Source organism: Desulfosporosinus burensis (genome assembly GCF_054657535.1).
The window spans coordinates 16964-41307 of record NZ_BAAHYN010000006.1 but is presented as its reverse complement, the minus strand read 5'-3'; the positions used below and the strand labels follow the sequence as shown (position 1 = coordinate 41307).

Below are 24344 nucleotides of genomic sequence, written 5' to 3'. Positions count from 1 at the left end.
ATCTTAGGAAGCATAGGAATGAAGCCCCGCTAAAAAGTAGTTGACCCCGAAGAATGTAAATAACACAGCAGCAAAACCAAAGATTGCAAACCAGGCCGCCCGTTTCCCTTTCCATCCGTACATCAACCGAGCATGTAAGTATCCTGCATAAATGATCCAGGTAATCAAAGACCACGTCTCTTTAGGGTCCCATGACCAGTACGTTCCCCAAGCATAATTTGCCCATATTGCGCCTGTAATAATACAGAGCGTCAACAACGGAAAACCAAATCCGATAACTTTATAGGCAAGCTCATCCAGTTTATCTAAGCCTGGAAAACGCGAAACAATACCCTGAGAATTAGATTTTGTATGGGTACCTTCATTATTCAGTTTCAAGAGATACATAACGCCTAGCCCGAAGGATACGGCAAAAGCACCGTAGGCAAAAATTGCAGTTACTACGTGAAAGGTAAGCCACTGACTCTTAAGTGCCGGAGGAATCGTTTGAGCAATTCGTTCCTCTGGCCCCATCGTCATAATAACAAACATCAATAATAAGAAAGCAATGGGCATGACAAATGCACCAAGGGCTCTTATTTTATAGCGATATTCAGCATACAGATACACAACCAATATCCCCCAAACGAACGTTAAAAGGAATTCATAGCCATTGGTAAGTGGCGGATTCCCTGAAATGACCATTCTAAGAATTATTGCGATGCTGGCGGCGATTATGGCAACAATCACCAGATATGTAGCAAGCTGTCCTATAAATTCTTTTTTCGCGCTGCCTAAGCAAATGAAGTATAGCAGCATACATAAGGTGATCGACATTAGCAAGCTGTAAAACATGGCGATTTCAAGGTTTTCTAACATTTTCTGTCCTCCTATGACATCTTTTCCGCTTCAATAGAACTCATAAATTTTTGCAAAATTTCGTGGTTACTAGCTATCATTTTTCCTGATAAAATCCCCGCGGTTAGGGTTCCGCGTTTATTGGTTTCTGATTGAAGCATTCCAGAAATCACAACAGGTTGCCAGTAAAAGGCAAGTAATAACCCAGCAAGTAATAACGCGCATCCTAACCAAATAATAGCGACCCCTGGATCCTTCTTGACTTGTAAACCGGTAAATCCTGCTAAGCCTTCAAACGTTAATTGATAGGATCCTTGAACATCAACCGTTTGCCCTGGCGTAAGTTGTCCGGTTTGAACCGGTTTCTCCTCGTTGCCTTTGTATATTTGGTAAAGAACGTCCACTTTCTTTGAAGAAACTGACCTAATCGCTGTTACGAGATAAAGCTCAGTCCCTGGAGCCTGAAAGTAGGTTTTTCCTTGATCACGTAAAAGAACCGGAATTTTTTTTCCCTTCATATCTGCGGTAAAACTAGCACCGTTTGCAAAATTTGCTTGATAAAAGGTAATTCCCTTATACTCAAACGGATCATTCACTGATAATGTCTTTCTCGCTACTTCATTTCCGTCTTCTAAAATACTCATGTCTGTATACCAGTTATCTCGTTCACCACTGGGCAAGAAACGATCCTCCGCAGAATTAATGCGAACACTAAAGGTTTCAGAAACCTTACCTTTGGAGATATCTATTTGTTGAATCGGAATGGTATTTCCGGAACCTTCCATGAAATATCCTTTGAATCCTAAGATAGATCCTGCTAAAGCACCAATCACTAAAACTACAAAGGAAAGATGTGTGATTAAGGATCCCCAGTTACCTAAGCGGCGTTTACTGGCAATAAAACTCCAATGATTGGACTGGTCGCTAACTGTAAAATGATATCCCTTTTGTTTCAAAACTTCTTGGACAGACTCCCGTAGTTGGACCGACTCACCTTTAAGCTCAAGTCTAACCTTTTGTGGAACCTGCGTAAGAGTGGTTGGCGGTTTTAGTTTGAACGTACGTTGATAAAGACCACTCAGTCGCTGCAGGCTGCAGACAATGAGATTAATACACAATAGACCAAGCAATAAGCGAAACCATACGGTACTATAAAGATGAGTGAACCCCATCAATTGCCAGAGCCCGCTTACTTTTTCAGCTTTTTCGGGAGCCTGATCAATCTGCGGCACTACCGTTCCAATTGCGGATACAAGTGCAATTATTCCTAGTAGGGCTAGTCCAAGCTTCATTGAACTAAAAACTTTCCATATGCGTTCGCTCAAATCTGTTGAATTTTCCTCCATAATTAAACCTCCCAGTCTCTGTCATTCAAGTAAATTTAACCTTAACAAGTTGCCATATCCCTTATATTAACGGGCTTATCATAGTACGACAGTTTGCTTTCGATCTATATTACACTAAATGTCATAAAAAAGCTTGTGTCATTAGTACTAGTTTGTGTTCAAATAGGGTAAAGCAATAATCAAGTTTCACTAAACTATATCATATTTACTATGCAGTTCCAAAATTATCGCTATAATTTAGTCAGATTTAATCTCGTAAAGATGGGCGCAAATTACCTAGATCTAAGTTTACACTTATAATCTTATTTACCTAATCTTGTGTTATTAAGTTAATGCTTTTATAAACAAAAAAGGACCCCCTTAAGTTAACATCAAAAGGGTCCCCTTAATACAGTTTTATTCAATAGGATATTACTTGATCGAGAACTAAAACTTCCGAACCCTAATAAACTCAGCTAACTCTTCTAAAGCTTTACGAGTCGGGATAACAGGGAGATCCTGAAGATGCCTTTTAGCTTTTTGAACATATAAATCCACAAGCCGCATTGACTCATCAATCGCCTTGGTAGCTTTTATCAGTCCAATAGTTTCAGCAACTTCCTCTTCAGTTTTATCGATTTGACCTAGCAAAACCTTTAGTCTAGCTGGCTCGGATGTTAGTTTAAGAGCAAGGATCATGGGTAAGGTCATAATTCCCTGACGCAAGTCTCCCCCAATGGGCTTGCCAAATTCTGAGGGCTTGGCAGTGATGTCTAATACGTCATCAACGATCTGAAAAGCCATGCCTAAGGAATGACCATAAGCGCCCAATGCCCAAACTTGGCGTCTGGGAGCACCTGATACTAAGGCCCCTAGTTTACAACAGGCGGAAATCAATAAAGCCGTCTTGCGTTTAATACGATAATAGTATTGCTTAAGATTTTGTTCAACGTCAAAAGAGGACTTAATCTGTTGAATCTCTCCCTGACACATTTCAACGCTGATTTCTGCAAGAATGCGGGCAACCTCAGGGTGATCAATCCTAGAAATGAGCACCAATGACTTTGCAAACAAATAATCCCCAGTTTCGATGGAAACGATATTCCCCCATTTAGCCTTTACCGTCGGACGCCCTCGTCTGGTCATTGAGGCATCTACAACATCATCATGAACGAGCGATGACATATGAATGAGTTCTAAAGCCATCGCCACAGGCATCAACTTTTCCAGCGAATAACCGTAGAACTTACCGGCTAAAAGCGTGAAAGCTGGACGCAACCGTTTGCCGCCCGCTGATAATAAATGAACAGCCGAATCCTGGAGAATCGGGAAATCCGTCTCCACGAATTTTGTCAGTTCTTTTTCAACCCGTTGCAGATCTGAATTTATCTGATTAAAGAGCCAGAGTTGTTTCAAAACTGATTCACCTGCTCGCACCCTTTTCTTCATAAGATACCATATCTGATGGCAGTTCCGCCAAGGGATCCTTGGGACTTTCATCCTCGTAGGTTAATAATTCTTCTTCTGATTTAGAAGTCTCCGCACTTTCTGGCTCGTGCGCATCCTGACTAGAAGCGCGCGTTGAAGTTGTCTGTTCAAATGCTTTGTTCATTATTTTGCTCGGGGTATCGATAGTATTTTGAAATTCCTTCGTCAATTCAAGGGTTGCTTTGCGAATTTCGAAAACAACTTTACCGATAGATCGAGCGATAACTGGAAGATCCTCAGGTCCAAATAAAATAAGTACGACCACTAAAATCAAGAGGATTTCACTTAAACCCATGTTTTCCCCTCCTTATTATGAAGCTAGGTCTCTATCTCTTCTACGAGCAACCAGATACCCTAACCAGATGCTGATTTCATAGAGGAGATACATTGGTCCAGCCATGAGAAGTTGGGTGACTAAATCTGGCGTTGGGGAAACTACAACGGCTAAAACGACCATTCCCAATACAGCCCAACGGCGTTTTTTGGCTAAGGTCTGAGGAGATAACAACCCTATGCGGATTAAGATTAATAAGACGATGGGAAGTTGGAAGACTAGTCCAAACGTCATAAGAAACGCTAAAAGAAAGCTGAGATATGAGGTTTTAGTTAAAAAGGGGGTAGATTCCACTGCTCCACCACCGACAAACATCAAAAACCCAATTCCTAAGGGCAGTACAATAAAGAAACACAGGGCGGCACCGCCGAGAAAGAGAAGCACCGAGCTGGGCACAATAATATATAAGTACTTTCGTTCAGTTTGCTTCAAGGCAGGGAGTATAAAACTCCAGATTTGCCACATAACAACAGGGAGTGCTAGGGTCATTCCAGTGACGACGGAGACTTTTAATTTGACTAACATAGGTTCCAATGGTGTCGTGGTAATGAACTTAATTCCTTCCAATTGGAGTACCGGACGGGCAAAAAAAGCAAAAACTTGATCACTGACAAACCAGCCGACAATGCTGCCTAAGGCAATGGCGTACGCAGATATGACGAGCACTTTGCGTAGCGCTTTTAAATGTTCCATCAATGGCAAATTGGCCTCATTGAGCTGTCGCTTGCGCCTGCGCATCCGCCTACACTTCCTTCCTAATTAAAGGCCTTTAGCCACTCATAGTGTGTATTGCGTTGAACAGCCTGATAACCAGCATCTTCAATACAACGAATAATCTCCTGGAGCGGGACTCGTGTTTGTACACCAGCGGCTCGAACGACATTTTCCTCTAGCATGGTACTTCCAAAATCATTCGCTCCAAAACGCAACGCCAACTGCGCCATTTTAGCGCCTTGGGTGACCCACGAGGCTTGGATGTTGGGGACATTATCGAGCATCAGACGTGCTACAGCGAGTGTCCTCAAGTATTCAACCCCGGTACTGCCCTCTCCGCCAAGCTCAGTGTTCGATGGAGCAAAACTCCAGGGGATAAAGGCCGTAAAACCACCGGCTTGATCCTGAGCTTCCCGAACACGAACCATATGTAAAACTCGCTCTTCGAAGGTTTCGACATGCCCAAACATCATAGTCGCAGTCGTTTTCATTCCCTGCTGATGTGCCGCAGTCATTACATCCATCCATTGTTGCCAACCTATTTTATTGGGGCTGATGAGCTGTCGAGCGCGATCATCGAGGATCTCCGCCCCACCCCCAGGAATTGAGTCTAAGCCTGCATTTCGGAGGCGTCGGATGACTTCCTCGATACTCAACTGGGATTTGTTCGCTAAATCCCATATTTCAGGAGGGCTAAATGAGTGAATGTGAATAGAGAAATGAGCCTTAATATCACGCAGAAGATTTTCAAAATACTCTAGATCCAGATCAGGATGTAATCCCCCTTGGATCAAAAGCTGAGTCCCCCCTACTGCTATTGTTTCTTCAATTTTAGCATGTAATACGTCTCGTGACAAAATATATCCTTCTGGATCACCTGGTTTACAATAAAAAGCGCAAAACTTACATTGACAGGAGCAGATATTAGTATAATTAATATTTCGGTCTATGACAAACGATACAATATTTTCTGGATGCATCTGCCTGCGCACAAGATCCGCACCTTGTCCCAGTGAAAGAAGATCGGCCTCTTGTAAAAGCCTGATACCATCCGCAATGGATAACCGTTCGCCAGCAAGACGTTTCTCGATTATTCCTTGCATGCACTTGTCTCCTTTCCTGACTGTTCCACTGCCTCACGTCTAGCCTTTTCAATCAAGTGGATCAAGGCTCTCTTAGACATGAGGTGACTGTCTAAAGCATCCACTCCAAACGTCAAAGATACTTGGGCCAGTTTAGGACCTAGCACGACCCAATCCGCCTTGATGTGCTCAAAGTTATCCAGTAGAATTCGTGAGGTTGAGAGGATCTTTAAATCCTCAAAACCCGTAGAGTTCGAAACCCCCATCATTTCTTCTTTTATCCCATTAGGATAATAAGCAAGAGGCATGAAGGTCAGAAAGCCGCTTGTTCGGTCCTGAAGCTCTCGTAGTTTGAGTAAGTGCTCGATACGTTCTTCTGTTGATCCAACCTGCCCATAAAACATCGCAGCATTGGTACGCATCCCTAAGCGATGTGCCGATTCCTGGATTTCCAGATAGCGTTCTGCGGAGACGTTCATATCGCCAAGTTTAGCTCCCATCTGTGGAGTAAATACTTCCGCCTTGCTCCCGGACAATGAATCAAGCCCCACATCCATTAAACGCTGCAGGATCTCCGTCACAGGCAGATCGGCCATTCGAGCAAAATAATCCACTTCAAGCGCAGAAAAGGCCTGAACACAAACCTTTGGCAAGAGGCGCTTGACCTGCTGGAGCATTTCCACATAATATTCAAAGGAGAGTTCAGGGTTGAAGTCACCCATAAGATGAATTTCAGAAAGATCGGTTAGATCACCGAGATCTGTGCCTAGATCGGAATAATTAATCTGCCGTGTGACCCGGAAAAAAGTTTGATTTCCGTTTTTTCGTTCGCACACAAGATTAGCCATATATCCCAGAGCCAAGATATCTTGACTATTCAGCATGCGAACGCCAGCATTAAAGTCTAATCGTTCGCCTTTTTCCACTTTTTCGATCAGGTCTTTAAGTTCACTTTGAGCAAACAGTGAGGACATAGTTTCTGACTCCTTTATTTTAGCGCAACAGCATCAAATCCAAAATTGAAAAAACGAAAAGCAAAATACTCAAGTAACCATTTAGGTCGAAAAAGGCAACTCCAATCCGTGAGAAATCGTCTGCTGAAACCAAGCGGTGCTGGCGGAAAAGCAAAACGATAGCTATCCCAACTCCTATATAATATAACCAACTCATGGACATTACCACTCCGACTAAGATAAAGAAGATGGGTGCGATGATATGTAAAAAGGCTGAAATCTCTAATCCTCTCTGCAAGCCAAAGATCGCTGGAATAGAATTCAAGCCTTCTTTGCGGTCAAACTCAACGTCTTGGCAGGCATAAACGACATCAAACCCAGCCACCCAAGTCATGACCCCTAACCCTAGTAAAACGGGTGCCAAAGCCCAGTGACCAGTTACTCCAATCCAAGCTCCCGCTGGAGCTAAACCTAAGGAAATTCCCAAGGTGAAGTGGCAGGCCCAGGTAAACCGTTTGGTATAGGAATATAAGACAAGAAAAAAAACAGCAATAGGCATCAGCAACAATGCTAAGAGATTGAGTTTATAAGCCGAGAAGCCAAGTAGGAGGAAGGAAAGTATTGTATAAACGTATACTTCAGCAACCTTAAGTTGGCCTGCTGGAAGTGCCCTCAGTGCCGTCCGTGGATTGCGGGCATCTATGTGCCTGTCTATCAGGCGGTTTAAGGACATGGCAGCAGTTCTGGCCCCGATCATAGCCAGTGTAATCCAGAAGAGTTTCATCAGCGACGGAACACCATTAGCTGCCAAGAAGGCGCCCAAATAAGCAAACGGCAGGGCAAAAATAGTATGTTCAAATTTAATCATTTCAAAGAAAACTTTTAGTTTATGCATACTCTACTCCGTTCGTTACGACCCTGCAACTTGGGGTTTGTAATCAGTGTTTAACTGTTTCGATAAGTATTGATACACTTCAACAAGGGGGTATATCTGCAGTTGCGAACCCGCCGAAATCTCCTGTAAAATTGTATTGGCACGGTGCAGAATGGATTGTACCACAGACATCTCCACTCGCTCCCTCCACGCCCCCCAAGCTAGTCCCATTTCCCAGCCGAAGGCTTCCATCTGGTGTTGTAAAGGAATAGAGACCCCTGCCAGTTCTGCACTCAACCGAGCGGCTAATGCTGTTAAAGATGCATCTTCTGATTCAATAATTCGAAGCAACTCATCTCCACTCAGTCTCTTTTCACGAGCAAGCCAGCGTGAAATTCCCCCTTGACTCTTAATTCCTATGACCTGAGCCAGCGGGTCTAGAAATTGCAACAGTTTCACACGGCAAAGTTCTAGGAAGAACTTCCCATATAGCAGATCTCCTACGAGCACTGGGAATTGCCGAAGCTCTTCGGCAAGATCATGATCATCTTTCATGAGTCGATGAACCTTATTGGCCATAAAAATAAATTGAACAATGCTTGCCAATGCTTCTGATTTTTGCCCTTGATCGCCGCAGGCTCTACTTACGGCTAAGACAAGCGCAGGATGTACAGTTCGATCAAGTTCATCCATATCCAGCTGAACCAATTCCTCAAATCCAGCTGGCTTAAAGTTAATTTCTCGGCTCATATGTATTTGTACTGCTTTCAGTTTCTCAAGGAAGCTGAATTCTACCGGAACCATCTTATCGCTCCTTGCCTTCCATTCGGACATTAACCTATTATACATTCGAGATTATTATTCAATCTCCTGCCTATTTATGCAATATACTCTGATAATATGACATTATTATTGCAAGAATATGTAACCTTACTCAAAAATACTATAGACCCTGCAACTTCTCAAGTTACAAGGTCTATCTAGTACCCTTTTAGAAAGTACAAGGTTTCTTCTTTTTCCGTACTTGACTTAGTCCGGAGTAAAATAAATATCCCTCCTAAATATTTACCGCTTCCTTTGGATCCTCAACAATTCCCCGCTTGATTTCCGTTGCTGTCATATGACCCGCTTCGAAATGATCCGTTAAATAGTTACAGGCATCCCAGGGATTGACACGGTCCCCGCACGTAAAGACGTCAACGGCTGCATACCCGAGTTCTGGCCACGTGTGGATGGCTAAGTGAGATTCAGAAATGACAACTACTCCACTCACTCCTTGAGGACTAAACTTATGAAATACTACCTCACGTACCTCTGCACCAGCCTCCAAAGCTGCGTCGACCATTAGCGCTTCGACTTTTTCGCGATCATTTAAAATGTCGAAACTACACCCGTAAATTTCAGCCAACACATGACGTCCAAGAGAATTTGCCAATTGTGATCGTTGCCCCCTTTTTTCTAAAAATAGGAAAGAATCTGGGCTAATCGCCAATTTCACTGGCTCCCCCCCAAATTTCCATCACGTTAAATTTTAGCACAAAGTACGGTGTTGTCAACAAAAAAATCTAATATTTATTCATTCTACTCAATCTAAGTTAATTTTGTGTTATATACTCAAGTTATCGCACCTATGCTCCAGTAAGCTACTTAAGATTCTTGATAATACTCATGGTTATGAGGTCACTGTAGTCGATGATCGTAAGTTATAAGTTATAACTTATATGTTAGTCCTAATGTCATATGCCTAACAATAGCTAACCTGATTATATTAAACCTAATTGTACCAAACAACTATATTGACTTTCTAATCTAACTAAATTAAACTTTGAATAGGAAGAATGGGGGTGATTATTTTGAGTAATACCTTAACTGCAGCGGAAGCAGCTAAAATCCTCAAAGTTTCTAAATATACTCTTTATGAACTTGTTAAACGCGGCGAGATCCCAGCACACCACATTGGCCGTCAACTTCGAATTAATCCGTCTGTTCTTGAGCAATATCTCCATGGAACTAGTAGTAACAATGCGACTCAACCCGTTATGTCCCCCACCCCCCCCGAATCGCCGATGATTCGTTTTATAGGAAGCCATGATCCGATTGTTGAACTACTCTTCGAGTTTCTTAGCCACGCTCCTATTCCTGTCCAGTCATCGGTTTCTTTCAAGGGAAGTATGGAAGGACTTATTTCCCTTTATCGTCGGGAGTCGGATGTTTCTGGTATACATCTATGGGACGATGTCTCACAAGACTATAATACTTCCTTCGTTAAACATGTTATCCCTGGAGAATCCGTTTGTATGGTCAACCTAGTTCAACGAGAACAGGGCTTTATCGTAGCACCCGGTAATCCTCTTCAATTACATTCGTGGGAAGATATTACTTTAGAAGGTTTGCATTTTATAAACCGCCAAAAAGGCTCAGGGACCCGTCTGCGCCTCGATGCTTACCTTCGCGCGGCTCAGATTTCTCCAGGTCGGATTCTGGGCTATGAACATGAAGAAAGCACCCACTCTGGAGTCGCGTGTCGCGTAGCCAATGGACAGGCTGATGTCGGCGTCGGAGTCAAGGCCGAGGCTCAACGACTCGGTCTTGATTTTATCCCCCTCTTCCAAGAGCGCTATGATCTTGTTTGTTTAGCTAAAACTACTAAAACCCCGATTTGGCAAGAGCTCCTTGAGGTTCTTAAATCTCCGGGATTCATTCAAGCCATCCAGCAACATAAAGGGTATGATACGTCACTGACCGGAAAAATCCTCTTAAGTACATAACTTCATCATCCAACCCGAAACTCCCCCTTCGTCGCGAAGTATTCTTTTTGGGATAAGCGGCTCGGCGAAACCAATTCTTAGTGCGATTTTAATCGTTATGGGCCGCGCTTTCGGCGATAGTCTATCCTACGGCGATGAGTTTTCTTTTGGGATCACGGCTTCGGGGATAGTCTCCACTGGAGACCGTCACTGAAGACTATCGTACTGGAAGCTTTCTTTAACGAGTTCACAGCTCTCTAGATTCGTGCTAGTTTGTGCAAATGAGCATAAGCAATGTATAAAATGGAGGTAGCGATTATCATGTATACGAACTTAAAATTTCGCATTTCTTCTGGTATCTTTCTAATCTTGATGGCTGTCATGCTGCTCGTCGTAGGGTGTGGAACAGTTGCAACCCCAACACCCCCGACAACCCTACCCCCAGCTACTCCAGCGCCACAAACGACTGAATCTCCAAAACCCGCAAATCCTGACCTGATTTTAGCGACCACGACTAGTACTCAAGATAGCGGTTTGCTCGATGTGCTTATCCCTGCTTTCGAGAAAAAAACAGGCTACAAAGTAAAAACAATAGCAATTGGAACCGGAGCCGCTTTAGCCATGGGTGAAAAAGGGGATGCTGACGTTTTGCTGGTGCATGCGCCTTCCTCGGAAAAAAAGTTAATCGATAATAAAACTGCCATCAACTATCAACTTGTGATGCACAATGATTTCGTTGTCGTAGGACCTGCCGCCGATCCCGCTAAAGTCAAAGCAACAAAAACGACCGTAGACGCCTTGAAAGCTATTTCAGCCAGTCCCTCAATCTTTGTCTCCCGTGGTGATGATTCTGGAACCGACAAAATGGAAAAAGCCCTCTGGACGAAGGCAGGTGTTAAACCATCTGGGGATAAATACCAGTCAACTGGTCAGGGAATGGGGCAAACACTTACCGTAACCTCTGAGAAAGAGGGCTATACTTTAACAGACCGAGCAACCTACCTCGCAACTCAGAAAAATTTAAAACTTGAGATCGTTCTTCAAGGAGATGTTTCCCTCTTAAATATTTATCATGTCATGCAAGTTAACCCTGAAAAGTTCCCTAAAGTGAATGCTGAGGGAGCTAAAGCCTTTATTGACTTTATGATAAGCCAAGCTGCCCAAACCCAAATCGGAACCTTTGGCAAAGATAAATTCGGTCAGGCCCTCTTCTTCCCGGATGCTGGCAAAAAGATGGAGGAACTCGGCAAATAAACCACTAAACTTCACGTAGAGCGTAGAGGAGGGCATGTTACTCCATGGAAATGATCTGGGAAGGAATTCTAGCAGCCATTCACCTCCTGCTAACAGGGGATCCCGAAGTCATCGAAATCACGCTCCTTACTCTCAAAATATCCGGTACTGGTACGTTGATTAGCCTTCTTATCGGAATCCCTTTTGGTACACTCTTAGCTCTTAAACCCTTTCCAGGGCGACGTTTTGTTTTAAGTGTTGTTAATACCGGGATGGGCTTACCTCCTGTGGTCGTTGGCTTATGGGTTTCAATTTTTCTATGGAGATCTGGTCCTTTTGGATTTTTAAATATCATGTATACCCCAACAGCCATTATCATCGCTCAGGCGATCATTGCCTCTCCCATTATTGCCGCCTTAACCTGTGCCGCCCTTCAACAAACTGACCCCAAACTTAGACTCCAAATCCGGGCACTCGGGGCAACTCGCCTCCAGTATACTTGGCTACTTCTTAAGGAAGTCCGTTTTTCTCTCTTTGCCGCAGTTATTGCCGGTTTTGGGGCAGTCGTTTCTGAAATTGGGGCATCCATGGCAGTCGGGGGAAACATTCATGGCCAGACTCGGGTTCTAACAACTGCCACGGTCCTAGAAGTTTCTAAAGGCAACTTCGACATTGCCATTGCCTTAAGTATTATCTTATGTTTACTAGCCTATGGAGCTACTTTAGGCTTAACCCTACTTCAACAGAAACAGCAAGGAGGCCCCTAAGGTGCTCGAAGCTCAGGAGATTACGTGGAAGCAGGAACATAAAACAATTCTACAAACGATTAATTTTCATTTATTACGAGGGGAATGCGTTGGCCTGATCGGTCCGAATGGATCTGGGAAAAGCAGTTTGCTGAAAATCCTTGCATTTTTAGAGACTCCAACTTCTGGAAAGCTCTTTTTTCAAGGACAATCCATACCTCAAAACGTCCCGCTTGCTATTCGCCGGAAAATCGCCATTGTTTTTCAGGAATCCCTCTTGTTAAACACTCGTGTTTTTGACAATGTTGCCCTTGGCTTAAAAATTAGGGGCTTCTCTAAAGGAATCATTCGGGAACGTGTGGACTATTGGTTGGAGCAATTTGGTGTAATCCATCTCTCAAAACAGTCGGCACGGTCACTTTCTGGAGGAGAAGCCCAACGTGTTAGCTTAGCTCGGGCCTTTGCCATTGAGCCGGACGTTCTGTTTTTAGATGAGCCATTTTCAGCCCTTGATGCACCGACTAAAGAGGGACTCCGTATCGACCTAGCTAAAGTTTTTAAAACCACCCAAACAACCACCGTCTTAGTGAGCCATGATTTTAAGGATATTGCCCATTTAGCCAACCGAGCCTTGATACTACTCAATGGGGAAGTCGCAGCGGAAGGATCCCCCAGCGAATTACTCAGGAATCCCCAACCAGGAGATGTCGCACGTTTTCTCTCGTACTTTGCCGCATAAGTACATGCTGAAGTTAACCCCTCCATAACCTAAGCTTGCATTATTAAACACCCTACCCGGTTGATATTGTGCATCCTAATGATTCATCATCATTAATCAATCGATTTGGCCCTCTCTTAGCCTTAACCACTTAAATAGTTTTAAAATGTATTAATTAACTCTATTTCGCATTTGGGTTTTATACTGGCCAATAGAAGTAATTACAATACCTAGGATAATAAACATACCTCCGATAATGTGATATGAAAGTAATTTTTCATTGAGTATGTAATAAGCTAACATAACATTAAATACTGGAATCAAATTATAGTAGGCACTGGCTTGTATTGGACCTACCTTGGAAACGCCGGTATTCCAAAATAAGAAAGCAACCACTGACGGAAAAATACCTAGATATAACAACGAGAGGGCTGCCACTAAAGTTATATTAGGTATTGGTAGCCATATATTTTCCACCAAACTACCTGGTATCATAAAGATTAGACCTGCCATTACTGCCAATGACGTGCTTTGCATAGGATTTAGGACATTTGAAACCTTTCTGATTAAAACAGTATAAAACCCCCATATAAAAGTACTCGAAAACACTAACAAGTCTCCAATATTAAATTGGAGTTTTAAAAGATCCAACAAGCTTCCCCGACCAACTATAAAAGCTATACCTAGGAATGAAATCAGCAAACCCAACACACTTGAGCGAGTTAACTTTTCCTTTAGCAAAAAATAACCTAGAAAAGCTATAGTCATTGGGTTAAACGAGTTAATTAAAGTCGCATTAATACTAGTAGTATAGTGAAGTCCCCAGTAAACTAAGGGGTTAAATATTGCAACGCCAGTTAAACCCATAACCATAATTGTTATCCAAATACGGCCTTTTGGAAGTCTAGTCTTACTAAAAAATAGTATCGGAATGAAAAAAAGACCCGCGACGGAAAAGCGGATTGTGCCTATGAAGAGTGGTGGAAATTCAACAAGAGTTTTGCCAACTATAAAGTTAGTGCTAAAAATAAAAGCAACGATAATGAGCATTAAGTGTGGTAAAGGATCGAAAGTTTTGGCCATTTCAAACATACCCCCTCTCTTAAAGCTATGGAGTGTTTTTGTTACAACAAGGTTCCTAAATACACTTCCTTATGAAGAAGCCCTTTCGCAACTATGTAGGCAAAAGGGCCTTCGCTTTTGATACAGCTTTACATATACTTTATCAATAACCTTTTTCATTCATTGCCCTTAAAATCTTTTCTGGTGTGATCGGCAATTCCTTGATCCTAACTCCCACTGCATTGAATATTGCATTGGCTATTGACGGTGCCGTAGGAGTCAATGCGGGTTCTGCCAAACCCTTCCCACCATAAGGACCGTTAGGGTCATTAGATTCGACAAAGATTGTTGTGATTGGTGAAACGTCTGTGATTCGAGGCATATTATATTTTTCGAAATTTCGGTTAAAGACAATACCCTTTTTCATCCCCATATCTTCCATGAGCGTATACCCAATTCCTTGAGCGATAGCGCCTTGCACTTGGCCTTCTGCCAAAAGTGGATTTAGAGTTTTACCCAAATCATGGGCAGCTACCATATTAAGAACTTTAACCTTTCCAGTTAACCTATCCACTTCTACTTCCGTTACCTGAGCCGCAAAGGGATAGGCACAGGAAATATTACCATACTTAGTCTGTGGATCAACCATACTGACATCGGGCGGTATATAAACCCCCTGTCCAGTTATAAGCCCCCCACCTAACTGGGCCCAACCTAATTTTGCGGCCTCAGCAACTGTCATTTTTTTCTCTAAGTTAGTAACGCTGCTTATTATTCCTTTACTAATATCTAGTTCATCTTTTTCGGTCTTAAGTACTGCGGCTGCGACAGTCAATAGCTTTATTCGAGCATCTATAGCCGCCAGCCTCACTGCATTTCCGCCGAGGGTGGTTGCTCTGTCACCAAAAGTGCCCAAACCATGGGGGCTGGTATCAGTGTCAACGTTAGACACTGTAACGTCAGATATGTCTAACCCTAACTCATGAGCAGCAATTTGGGCGAAAGTAGTCTGAGCTCCCTGACCCAGATCAGTTTCACCCACAAAGACTATAACCTTACCCTGTTCATTAATACGGATATTGCTACAAGCACCATCAAAGTAGGGTAGAAAGGTTCGATTTCCCGACACATGTAGACAACAGGCTAGCCCAATCCCTCGGGCATATCTTCCATTTTCCTGTTTCTGTCGGCGTTTAGTATTCCAATCAGCGGCTTTAGTGCTTTGACGTATGCAGTCGCTCAAACCGCTGCTTAAAATCTTCCAGCCATGAGGAGTTATATCTCCAGTTTGTATAGCATTTTTTAGCCGAAGTTCAACCGGATCCATACCCAGTTTTTCGGCAGCCATGTCCAGTATGCTTTCGTAGGCGAAATGAACCTGAGGATTGCCAAAACCCCTAAAACAACCAGTTGCAACTTTGTTCGTGTAAACTAAGAATCCTTTAGTGTGAATATTATTGATTCGGTATAGGTTATCATGTCTGTGGCAGGCGCTTAACAATATCCCGTGAGCATAATTAACATAAGCTCCACTGTCAGCAATAATCTCCGTTTCCTTGGCAGCCAAAGTTCCATCCCCTCGCACGCCAAGCTTCATTCGAATCTGCATGGGGACACGGGGCAAGCCCGACAAGAAATCTTCTTCTCTAGTATTGATCATCTTTACCGGACGATTAGCTTCTCTTGCCAGTAAAGCGCACAGAATGTGCAGCTTATATTCCAATTTACCTCCAAATGCCCCACCAATAGGCATCTGTATAATTCGCACTTGGTCTTCCGTAATTCCTAAAGCCTTGGAATAAGTGATCCTCCCTAAAGTTGGGGATTGCATGGGAATCCATAGAGTAACACGCCCCCTAGCATCCCACTGGGCCACTGCTGCATGGGGTTCAAGATAACCATGATACTGTAGTGGTGTGCTAAATGAATCTTCCACAATTATTGCTGACTCATTAAAACCTTGTAGTAAGTTGCCGCGAGAAAACTCTATTTTATATGGAACATTATTTTGTTGGTCAGGGTGAATCAGAGGAGATCCCTCTCTCATAGCTTCTAGGGGTTCAAACAATGCTGGCAATTCCTTATAGGTAACTTTTATTAACCGCAGAGCCTCAGCCGCAATATCAGGATCTATTGCAGCAACAACTGCCACTTCGTCACCTACGTAACGCACCTTTTCCCCTGCCAAAAGCTGCTCATCCAGAACAGACTGACCTGCAACCGAATAACGAGGATACAATCGATCTCGCCCCGTTAGGACCACCCTAACGCCCTTTAATTTCTTAGCTTGGCTAGTATCAATGTCCAAAATCTTGGCATGTGCCAAAGGACTACGCATGACTTTACCATACAACAACCCTGGTAGTTCTAAATCCGAGGTAAAAGCAAGTTTGCCACTAACTTTATCCAAACCATCAATCATAGGAATACTTTTTCCGATTAAGTCTCCGGACAAACTTATCCCTCCTCTTCTAGTTGAGTATTTTGTTTTAGACGACGGGCTTTTAGTCGAACGGCAGCATCTTGAACTGCATTTACAGTACGTGAATAGCCGGTGCAGCGACAGAGGTGCCCTACCATAGCTTGGTTAATATCTTCTTCTGTAGGTGCTGAATTTACATCCAAAAGACCTTTAGTAGCCACGATCATTCCTGGACTACAAAAGCCACATTGAACTGCTCCAACAGCTATATAAGCCTCTTGAATCAAACGAGAATCCTCATCGTCCAACCCTTCTATCGTTGTTACTATATCCCCGTCTAACTCAACTGCTAATACAAGGCAAGAGTTTACAGGTCTGCCGTTAATCAGTACTACACAAGCCCCGCATTCTCCTCCATCACATCCCTTTTTAACTCCAGTCAAGCCCATTTGATTCCTTAAGAGGTCCATTAACGTCTCATTAGCTTTAACATCAATTTCGTAGTCAAAACCATTCACAACCAATTGAATCCTATATTTCATAGCTTACACCCGCCTACATCACTGATGGCCTCTCTTAACACAATTTGAGCTATCTGTAGCCAGTATTCATCCTTATCTATCGGGTTGGTCTGTCTCACAATGCGTTCCACCATCGAAGTGGATTCTTCTTGATTTAAAATAATCTCAGCCTTTATAACCTCTTCTGCTCTTCTAGGCCACCGACCAGTTCCTCCCAGTACGGTGATCAACCGACAGAAATCCCCCTCATTGATTTGCTCTAATCCTACCATAGCACTGACAACTGATCGTCCCATGCTTTCCTTAATCCAACGATTGTAACCCCATACAACCGGTTTAGCCAAGGGAACTTTAACAACGGCAAGAACTATCTCGCTGCCAATAGATTTTATTACTTCTAGTGAAAGTGTCTCCAATGAGAACTCTTGTTTGCCCGCCAGATTATATAGTTCTACCACTGCTCCATAAGCTATTAGAGGTACTAGTAAATCAGCCTTAGCATTCTTAGTCCCAATATTGCCACCAACCGTACCCCTGTTCCTGATTTCTGATGAACCTATCGTTGAACCAGCTTGGGCTAGCATTGGAATATAAGTTTGTACCAGTTTATCTTCTATTAACTCATTTAAAGTTGTGTTCGAGCCAATTACAAGCCAATTATTATCCAAGTATATTCCCCTGAGTTCGGGAATCCGCTTAATATCCACAAAAACTAGTGGAACTGATGTATTATAATAATTACGCCTATTTTTAGGTAAAAGATCTGTGCCACCGGCGAGAATTCTCCCCCATGGTCTGTATTTCTCTAAAGCTTGAACTGCCTCGCTTATGCTAAAGACCCTCTCATATGCTGTGATCAACGTTTCACCCCATTATTACGCTTAATAATGCTTAAGGGAGACCAGATCCAGCCACCCTTAAGCATCGACAATACTTCAACCTTTATTAGACCCTCTTACCTAAAGAGTCTAAAACTCTTTGTGGCTTGGCTGGCAAATCATGAATCCAAATGCCGCACGCATCATGTATAGCAGCAATAATCGCAGGTGCCTGTGGAAAATGAGCCGCCTCACCCATACCGATTGCCCCAAAGGGTCCTGGACCCTGAGGAATTTCAACAACATATGTGCTTATATCCAAAGGAACATCTGTAGATCTAGGCAACCGGTAATCCTTGTAATTCTTGGTCTTAGCAGTGATATATTCCTCCATTAGTGCATAACCCACACCCATGGCGACCCCGCCTTCCATTTGACCTTCCATAGCCAGTCTATTAATAGCTCGGCCACACTGGAAAGCCACTGCAGAGTTAAGCACCTTAACTTCGCCAGTTTCGGTGTTAACTTCTACTTCCACGACAGCGGCTCCGTAAGTGAACACTACATATAGTGTACCCTGACCGGTATCCTGGTCTAACAGGTCAAGTGGAATTATGAATTCCCCGAATCCGGTCAATTCGTAACCGCGATGACGCAGTTCGCTGAAGCTTAAGGCTCTCTCTGGTTGTGTTTTTACAAACACCATCCCGTTTTTAGTCTGAAGGTCTTCAGCTTCCGCCTTTAACTCTACTGCAGCCGCTGCAAAGAGGTTATTCTTAAGTTCTTTACAAGCTAATAAAGTTGCGTTTCCTGTATAAAACGTATGCTTACTGGCACAAGTAAGGTCGGAGTCAGGCGTAAGCAGTGAATCAGCAGCAACTACTTGTATTTTATCTAGAGTGAGGTCCAATTCCTCTCCAGCAATCAGGGCCATTACAGTAGTTGATCCTTGGCCAATCTCCGCAGCTCCTTCTTTAAGTATTAATGTCCCCTGATCAGTGATCTCTACATTACATCGAGATAAATTAAGTAATCCCGTCTTGCCAATCCCATACCAAGTTGTGGCAAATCCCTTACCCCGTTTAATATGAGGAGGGAGGTTAGCAGTTTTATCCGGATCGGTTGCTTTGTCGGCTTTTTTAGCCCAATGGTTTTCGATGGCTTCTATAACTTCAAGATAACCCGGCGGATCTTTAATGAGTTGTCCTGTCGCGGTTATCGTGCCTTGTCTAAAACCATTAAGCTTGGCAAAATCCAGAACGTTCATGTCCAACTTCTGGCAAATCCGATTAATTTGGGTTTCGATTGCAAAACACATTTGAGAGACTCCAAAACCTCGCATCGAAGAAGAAGGAGTATTATTAGTTAATACCATCTTGCCAAGCACCTTGATATTTGGAATTTCATACGGTCCATAAGAGTGGACAATTGCCCGCATTAAGACTCCCGGGCTTGCTAAAGCATAGGCTCCTGCATCGCCCACGATTTCACCGTAATGGGCAACAATCTTTCCATCTTTGCGTACACCGGTTTTAAGTTTGATCGTAAAAGGATGTCGTTTTGGAATACCAATAAAATTCTCCTCAGCCGTAAACTGAAGCTTTACCGGTACCTTAGCCTTGTACACGGCTAAACCCAATAGCACTTGCACAAATGGATCTATTCTGCCTCCAAAGCCACCTCCGGTACCATCTTCAACCACACGGACTTCATCGGTACCCAAACCCAAGATCCGTGCAACTTCATCCCTGTGGTAGTGGGGAGCTTGACCGCAGGCATAAATTACGATTCGTCCTTCTTCATCGAAGTAGGCCAAACCAGAATCTGGTTCAAGGTATCCATGAATATTTGCAGGAGTAGTATAGGTGTTTTCTTCGATTAGATCAGCTTCCTTAAATCCTTCCTCTACATCACCTTGAACCAAGTTTTGGTACATGAGCATGTTGCCAGGATAATCTTGTTCCTGTACCTCAGGCGCTCCCACTTCAAGAGCTGCAAAGGGGTCGGTTACTGCTGGCAGGACCTCGTAATCTACTTTAATTTTTGCAAGGGCCTTTTCTGCAATTGCCACAGTACGGGCAACTACAATTGCCACAGGTTCACCGTAATACCTGACCTTTTCATCGGCAAGCACCCTTAAGTCATTGTAAATATATTTGACCCGATTAGGACCCTTTAAGTCATTAGATGTAGCAATGGCAACTACCCCGTGCATAATTTCCGCTTCACTAGTGTCAATTTTCTTTACTAAGGCATGAAAGTGTGGGCTGCGTAGGACCTTAGCATGACACATGTCTTCTAAATAGATGTCTTGGGAAAATCTCAAATTGCCTGTAACTTTTTCCCAGGAGTTTAACTGAGGAATGCGTCCTCCTAAGCGGTATTCACTGACATCTCGATCTCTAATGATGGTCGGCTCTCTCCGCAAATCAGCGGCGAGCATAACTCCATCAATTATCTTCTTATACCCAGTACAACGGCAGAGGGTACGTTTTATGGCTTGACGTACTTCTTCCCGAGATGGATTAGGGTTCTTGTCTAAGATCGATTTAGCTGTAAGAATCATTCCAGGCGTACAAAAACCACATTGAGCCGCTCCTACCTCGACAAAAGCACGCTGAATGGCATCAGGATTGTCTCTGGTACCAACTCCTTCAATAGTTATAACTGTTTTCCCTGCCACTCGCTCAATAGGTAACTTGCACGAATTTACAGCATTGCCATCAATTAAAACGGTGCAACTTCCACATACCCCTTCTTTACACCCTTCTTTGGTTCCTGTTAACCTTAGGTCATCTCTCAGCACTTGAAGTAAGGTTTTACTCTGATCAACCAAGAGTTTAATGGGGCGGTCATTAAGCTTGAATTTAATCTCATGAATACCCAATTTTATCACCCCTTTTCTTAAATAATAAGCCAATTGCCTTAGCCAATCTCTTCATACCCTAGGTCCAATGCCTTTAAATTGATGGATAAAATCTTAGAGGGTAATGAATGTTCTAATACCTCGGCAAGACTTTCCTTGGAAACGACTGGGCAAAGTTTTAATACACACCCTAAAAATAAGGAATTAATGGCTTTTTCATTACCAAGATCGAGAGCTTTGGCGCCAAAGGGATAGCCTACATCATGAACGCGATGACTGCTTTTTACAACATCTTGGTCATAAAGAAGGATACATTCATCCGCTACAATTCTACTATAGCGATCATATCCACCCTGACTTAGCGCTAATACTAAGTCCGGTTGGTCACATTTCGGAAAATAGACCTCTTCATCGCTGATCACTACCTCAGATTGTGAGTAACCTCCCCGTGACTGAATTCCGTAAGTTTGAGTCTGAACAGCATTTTTTCCTTCTAACACAGCGGCTTTGGCTAAGGTTACACCACCTAAAATCAATCCTTGACCGCCTGTACCTGCTAAGACGATCTGCCATGTTTTCCCTGCCATCTATTCTCTCCCCCCCGCTGTTAGGCCCATACTATTAATCCTGCGATAGTTGGTGTAAAAGTCGGGTCTTTCCTTCTTAACCAAGGTTCCTATGGCAAAACGCTCCGCTTGCTCTTCGGCAGACATTTCCCGATATTTAGAGGCAGGAACTGCCTTCTCTTTTAACCAATTTAGCATGTTCACTGCACCGGGTTGACCATTGAATCGCCCAAAATACGTCGGGCAGGGGCTGATCACTTCTATTAAACTGAAGCCTTTATGAGTAATGGCCTCTTTAATTAGGTTTTTGAGTGCCCCTACGTGATAGGCTGTAGTCCGAGCTACGAAATTAGCCCCTGCGGCTTCTGCGAGTAAACAAACATCAAACCCTGGTTCTGGCGTCCCCTTCGGAGAGGTCGTGGTTTTACTCTCCAAGGGTGTAGTAGCCGAATACTGTCCACCGGTCATGCCATAGTTATAGTTGTTAGCCACGATGGCCGTTAGGTCGATATTTCGACGAGCCGCATGAATAAAATGGTTTCCTCCGATCGTGACGGCATCTCCATCTCCCATTAAGGTCACCACAGTTAAGTCCGGGTTTCCTAATTTAATTCCGGTCGCAAAGGCTAAGGCCCGGCCGTGGGTTCCATGAAAGGCCTGTGTGGCCATATAATCATCGGCTTTTCCCCAACAACCGATCCCAGTCACGGTCACGACATCTTTTGGGGCGAGGTCAAGCTCTACGAGCGCTTCCGTGTAGGCGCGTAAAATGATACCATCTCCACAACCCGGACACCACATATGGGGCAACCTGCTTTTGTCTATATAATCCTGATAACGTCGTGCTGCCATTATTTTAGCACCTCCTTAAGTTTAGCCACGATCTGTGAGGGTAAAATGATTTCACCGTCAATGCGAGAAAGTGGATAAACAGGAGTCTTATACGAATTGAGGCGCTCTACTTCCAGTACCACTTGCCCTAAGTTGAGTTCCGGGACAATCACTGCTTTAGCTTTCCTTAGAACTTCCATGACTTGTTCATCGGCAAAGGGCCATTGAGTGATAAGCCTTAGAAGGTTGACAGAAAGTCCCTCTTTTTGGGCATTGATCACAGCTTGTTTTGCTGATCGAGATACGACTCCATAAGCTATTATAGTCACCTCTGCGTTGTCAGGTCCAAACCTTTCAACTTGAACGATATCAGCCTTATTATTGTCGATCTTACGATGCAAGCGACGAACTAGGTTATCCGCCGTTTGGGGAGCATTATGGGAATATCCCGATTCATCATGACATGAACTACTAACATGCACAATATAGTCTGTCCCATAAGGGGCAATAGCAGGGATATCATCGTTACCCGTTGCGTAGGCTTTATATCCTTCAACAGGTGCTGTTGGCATTTTTCGATTAATAATTTCCAACTTATTCAGTTCAGGAATGGTCAGGCTCTCTCGCATATGGCCGATCACTTCATCACCCAAGACGATGACTGGGATCCGATACTTTTCTGATAAATTAAATGCGCGAATGGTTAAATCATAGCATTCTTGGACGGAAGCAGGGCACAACGCAATGATCGGGTGGTCTCCATGTGTACCCCAACGAGCTTGCATTACATCTCCTTGAGCGGGACGCGTTGCTAGGGCTGTGCTTGGACCGTTCCTCTGAATGTTAATCACCACTATTGGAACTTCAGAATAGATGGCCATCCCCAAATTCTCCTGCATCAGTGAAAATCCTGGACCACTGGTCGCCGTAAAAGATTTCTTACCAGCAGCTGAAGCACCAATGATCGTGGCAATGCTCCCAATTTCGTCTTCCATTTGAAGGTAAACACCCTCAACTTGTGGTAATAATTCAGCTGAAAGCTCTGCAATTTCCGAGGAAGGTGTAATCGGATAACCCCCATAAAATTTGGCCCCAGCATCAAGCGCCCCGTATACGCAAGCTTCATTTCCTTGCATGAATTGTACTCCAAGAGGTCTGATCACGTTAACACCTCCAAGGTTATCGCGAAATCAGGACAGCGCAGATCACACAAGCGGCAGTTGGTGCACTTTTCTGGGCTAGTAACTAGCGGTGTCCCGTCTTTTGCTAAAGTGTAGACTTTTTGCGGACAAAACGCCTGACAAATTTCACATTTCTTGCATCGAATCGGCTCTATGAGAATTAAGACATTTTTAACTTGTGACATTTTTCCCTACCCTTCCCTAATTTGTAGAAAATTAATAATCGTTGCTAATGACTATACTCAAGCTTACAAATATCGCTCAATCACGATTAAAATGTTCTCATTTATAAACATCATTAGCCTTCTAATTCACCTTTAAACCACTTTAGAGGCGAAACTTTATAAGAATAAGTCAGCTTCTTATTCCTTTTGCGATCAAGTAATTCCATGTGAAAATATTCGTTAAACTTCAGTTCCTCAAGTGTTGCTAGTGTTCCGGAAAATAGGACAGTACCTTGAAGTTCTCCTGCAATTAAAGACTCCGCCCGCTCCCTCAAATCCTCTGGTCTCATCAATTGAGCTAAGGTACCCTCCTGATATAGAATTTCTTTATCTGAACCAAGCCAGCTTCTCATCTCTAGCTCATCCCAATGATCAATGACATCGTCATAACTCCAAACATCTGGGCACATAATATTTGGATAAACCTGTTTAGATTTTAGAATACTCGCCTTCTCCAAATCACGATCAGTATGATCACTACCTACTCCAACAAATAGGCCCCCTGCTGTATAGAGCAGTACAAATTCTACTTCTCCAGAATTACCTGTTCCAACTACCTCTAACTCTTGGCTTGTTGTTAACTTATTTGGAAGAAGAGGGTAAAAAACCGGCGTTTCCTTAGGTGCGGGAACGCCTAATTCGGCAAGCTCTTGAATGTGTTTTCTAACCTGTTCTTGATTCCGTCCAATGAAACCACCATTCAGGATTCGTTCAGTCTTAAACTCTAATTTTTGCTCAGGGTTCCCATTAATAAAGAAAGTAAAATTTTTCATAAACGTTCCTCCATTTTTTTTGCATTGAA

Annotated in this window: 24 protein-coding genes; 4 read left to right on the top strand and 20 right to left on the bottom strand. The window is 43.3% G+C overall.

Annotated features, from left to right (window positions below; genetic code table 11):
• Positions 1 to 3 precede the first annotated feature (3 nt).
• The 10 genes from ccsB to speD all read right to left on the bottom strand — a co-directional run bounded on the left by ccsB (position 4) and on the right by speD (position 9042).
• Positions 4 to 858: a c-type cytochrome biogenesis protein CcsB gene (gene ccsB, locus ACYQ3Q_RS11590; RefSeq protein WP_459928705.1), complete on the bottom strand. Its 855-nt coding sequence runs from the start codon at positions 856 to 858 to the stop codon at positions 4 to 6.
• A gap of 11 nt (positions 859 to 869) precedes the next feature.
• Entirely contained in the window at positions 870 to 2183 is a 1314-nt protein-coding gene (locus ACYQ3Q_RS11585; RefSeq protein ID WP_459928704.1) for a cytochrome c biogenesis ResB family protein, read from the bottom strand.
• A 426-nt stretch (positions 2184 to 2609) separates the two neighbouring features.
• Entirely contained in the window at positions 2610 to 3578 is a 969-nt protein-coding gene (locus tag ACYQ3Q_RS11580) for a polyprenyl synthetase family protein (protein WP_459928703.1), read from the bottom strand.
• A gap of 7 nt (positions 3579 to 3585) precedes the next feature.
• The gene (locus tag ACYQ3Q_RS11575) at positions 3586 to 3945 is read right to left on the bottom strand and encodes a Sec-independent protein translocase subunit TatA/TatB (RefSeq protein ID WP_459928702.1); all 360 of its coding nucleotides are present in this window, start codon (positions 3943 to 3945) and stop codon (positions 3586 to 3588) included.
• A gap of 15 nt (positions 3946 to 3960) precedes the next feature.
• Positions 3961 to 4722, bottom strand: coding sequence for a twin-arginine translocase subunit TatC (tatC, locus tag ACYQ3Q_RS11570; protein ID WP_459928701.1), 762 nt, complete (start codon positions 4720 to 4722; stop codon positions 3961 to 3963).
• Positions 4723 to 4739: 17 nt separating this feature from the next.
• Positions 4740 to 5801, bottom strand: a complete 1062-nt coding sequence (gene mqnC / locus ACYQ3Q_RS11565; RefSeq protein ID WP_459928700.1) for a cyclic dehypoxanthinyl futalosine synthase — start codon at positions 5799 to 5801, stop codon at positions 4740 to 4742.
• Complete coding sequence (locus ACYQ3Q_RS11560) at positions 5789 to 6754, bottom strand: radical SAM protein (RefSeq protein WP_459928699.1); 966 nt, start codon at positions 6752 to 6754, stop codon at positions 5789 to 5791. Before ACYQ3Q_RS11560 ends, mqnC begins: the two co-directional genes overlap by 13 nt.
• Before the next feature lie 19 nt (positions 6755 to 6773).
• Positions 6774 to 7628, bottom strand: coding sequence for a UbiA-like polyprenyltransferase (locus tag ACYQ3Q_RS11555; RefSeq protein ID WP_459928698.1), 855 nt, complete (start codon positions 7626 to 7628; stop codon positions 6774 to 6776).
• A gap of 15 nt (positions 7629 to 7643) precedes the next feature.
• The gene (locus ACYQ3Q_RS11550) at positions 7644 to 8411 is read right to left on the bottom strand and encodes a polyprenyl synthetase family protein (protein ID WP_459928697.1); all 768 of its coding nucleotides are present in this window, start codon (positions 8409 to 8411) and stop codon (positions 7644 to 7646) included.
• Between the two features lie 253 nt (positions 8412 to 8664).
• On the bottom strand, positions 8665 to 9042 hold the full coding sequence (speD, locus tag ACYQ3Q_RS11545; protein ID WP_034145190.1) for an adenosylmethionine decarboxylase: 378 nt from the start codon (positions 9040 to 9042) through the stop codon (positions 8665 to 8667).
• Between the two features lie 418 nt (positions 9043 to 9460).
• Between speD and ACYQ3Q_RS11540 the strand changes: the two genes are divergently transcribed.
• The 4 genes from ACYQ3Q_RS11540 (at position 9461) to ACYQ3Q_RS11525 (ending at position 13072) form a co-directional block, all read left to right on the top strand.
• The gene (locus ACYQ3Q_RS11540; protein WP_459928696.1) at positions 9461 to 10375 is read left to right on the top strand and encodes a substrate-binding domain-containing protein; all 915 of its coding nucleotides are present in this window, start codon (positions 9461 to 9463) and stop codon (positions 10373 to 10375) included.
• A gap of 300 nt (positions 10376 to 10675) precedes the next feature.
• Positions 10676 to 11608, top strand: a complete 933-nt coding sequence (locus tag ACYQ3Q_RS11535; protein ID WP_459928695.1) for an ABC transporter substrate-binding protein — start codon at positions 10676 to 10678, stop codon at positions 11606 to 11608.
• A gap of 44 nt (positions 11609 to 11652) precedes the next feature.
• The gene (locus ACYQ3Q_RS11530; RefSeq protein WP_459928694.1) at positions 11653 to 12354 is read left to right on the top strand and encodes an ABC transporter permease; all 702 of its coding nucleotides are present in this window, start codon (positions 11653 to 11655) and stop codon (positions 12352 to 12354) included.
• Between the two features lies 1 nt (position 12355).
• On the top strand, positions 12356 to 13072 hold the full coding sequence (locus tag ACYQ3Q_RS11525) for an energy-coupling factor ABC transporter ATP-binding protein (RefSeq protein WP_459928693.1): 717 nt from the start codon (positions 12356 to 12358) through the stop codon (positions 13070 to 13072).
• A 150-nt stretch (positions 13073 to 13222) separates the two neighbouring features.
• Here ACYQ3Q_RS11525 and ACYQ3Q_RS11520 read toward each other — a convergent pair whose 3' ends face one another.
• The 10 genes from ACYQ3Q_RS11520 to ACYQ3Q_RS11475 all read right to left on the bottom strand — a co-directional run bounded on the left by ACYQ3Q_RS11520 (position 13223) and on the right by ACYQ3Q_RS11475 (position 24315).
• Positions 13223 to 14134, bottom strand: coding sequence for a DMT family transporter (locus ACYQ3Q_RS11520; RefSeq protein ID WP_459928692.1), 912 nt, complete (start codon positions 14132 to 14134; stop codon positions 13223 to 13225).
• Between the two features lie 142 nt (positions 14135 to 14276).
• On the bottom strand, positions 14277 to 16568 hold the full coding sequence (locus ACYQ3Q_RS11515) for a xanthine dehydrogenase family protein molybdopterin-binding subunit (protein WP_459928691.1): 2292 nt from the start codon (positions 16566 to 16568) through the stop codon (positions 14277 to 14279).
• Positions 16569 to 16570: 2 nt separating this feature from the next.
• Positions 16571 to 17077: a (2Fe-2S)-binding protein gene (locus ACYQ3Q_RS11510; protein WP_459928690.1), complete on the bottom strand. Its 507-nt coding sequence runs from the start codon at positions 17075 to 17077 to the stop codon at positions 16571 to 16573.
• A complete protein-coding gene (locus ACYQ3Q_RS11505; RefSeq protein WP_459928689.1) occupies positions 17074 to 17916 on the bottom strand; it encodes an FAD binding domain-containing protein in 843 nt (280 codons plus the stop codon). Before ACYQ3Q_RS11505 ends, ACYQ3Q_RS11510 begins: the two co-directional genes overlap by 4 nt.
• A gap of 85 nt (positions 17917 to 18001) precedes the next feature.
• Positions 18002 to 20761 (bottom strand): molybdopterin-dependent oxidoreductase, encoded by a 2760-nt coding sequence (locus ACYQ3Q_RS11500; protein WP_459928688.1) that lies wholly within the window; start codon positions 20759 to 20761, stop codon positions 18002 to 18004.
• 38 nt (positions 20762 to 20799) lie between these two features.
• On the bottom strand, positions 20800 to 21327 hold the full coding sequence (locus ACYQ3Q_RS11495) for a 2-oxoacid:acceptor oxidoreductase family protein (protein ID WP_459928687.1): 528 nt from the start codon (positions 21325 to 21327) through the stop codon (positions 20800 to 20802).
• On the bottom strand, positions 21328 to 22158 hold the full coding sequence (locus ACYQ3Q_RS11490) for a thiamine pyrophosphate-dependent enzyme (RefSeq protein ID WP_459928686.1): 831 nt from the start codon (positions 22156 to 22158) through the stop codon (positions 21328 to 21330).
• Entirely contained in the window at positions 22158 to 23300 is a 1143-nt protein-coding gene (locus ACYQ3Q_RS11485; protein WP_459928685.1) for a 2-oxoacid:acceptor oxidoreductase subunit alpha, read from the bottom strand. Before ACYQ3Q_RS11485 ends, ACYQ3Q_RS11490 begins: the two co-directional genes overlap by 1 nt.
• Entirely contained in the window at positions 23297 to 23503 is a 207-nt protein-coding gene (locus ACYQ3Q_RS11480; RefSeq protein ID WP_459928684.1) for a 4Fe-4S dicluster domain-containing protein, read from the bottom strand. Before ACYQ3Q_RS11480 ends, ACYQ3Q_RS11485 begins: the two co-directional genes overlap by 4 nt.
• A gap of 113 nt (positions 23504 to 23616) precedes the next feature.
• Complete coding sequence (locus ACYQ3Q_RS11475; protein WP_459928683.1) at positions 23617 to 24315, bottom strand: DUF2848 family protein; 699 nt, start codon at positions 24313 to 24315, stop codon at positions 23617 to 23619.
• Positions 24316 to 24344 lie beyond the last annotated feature (29 nt).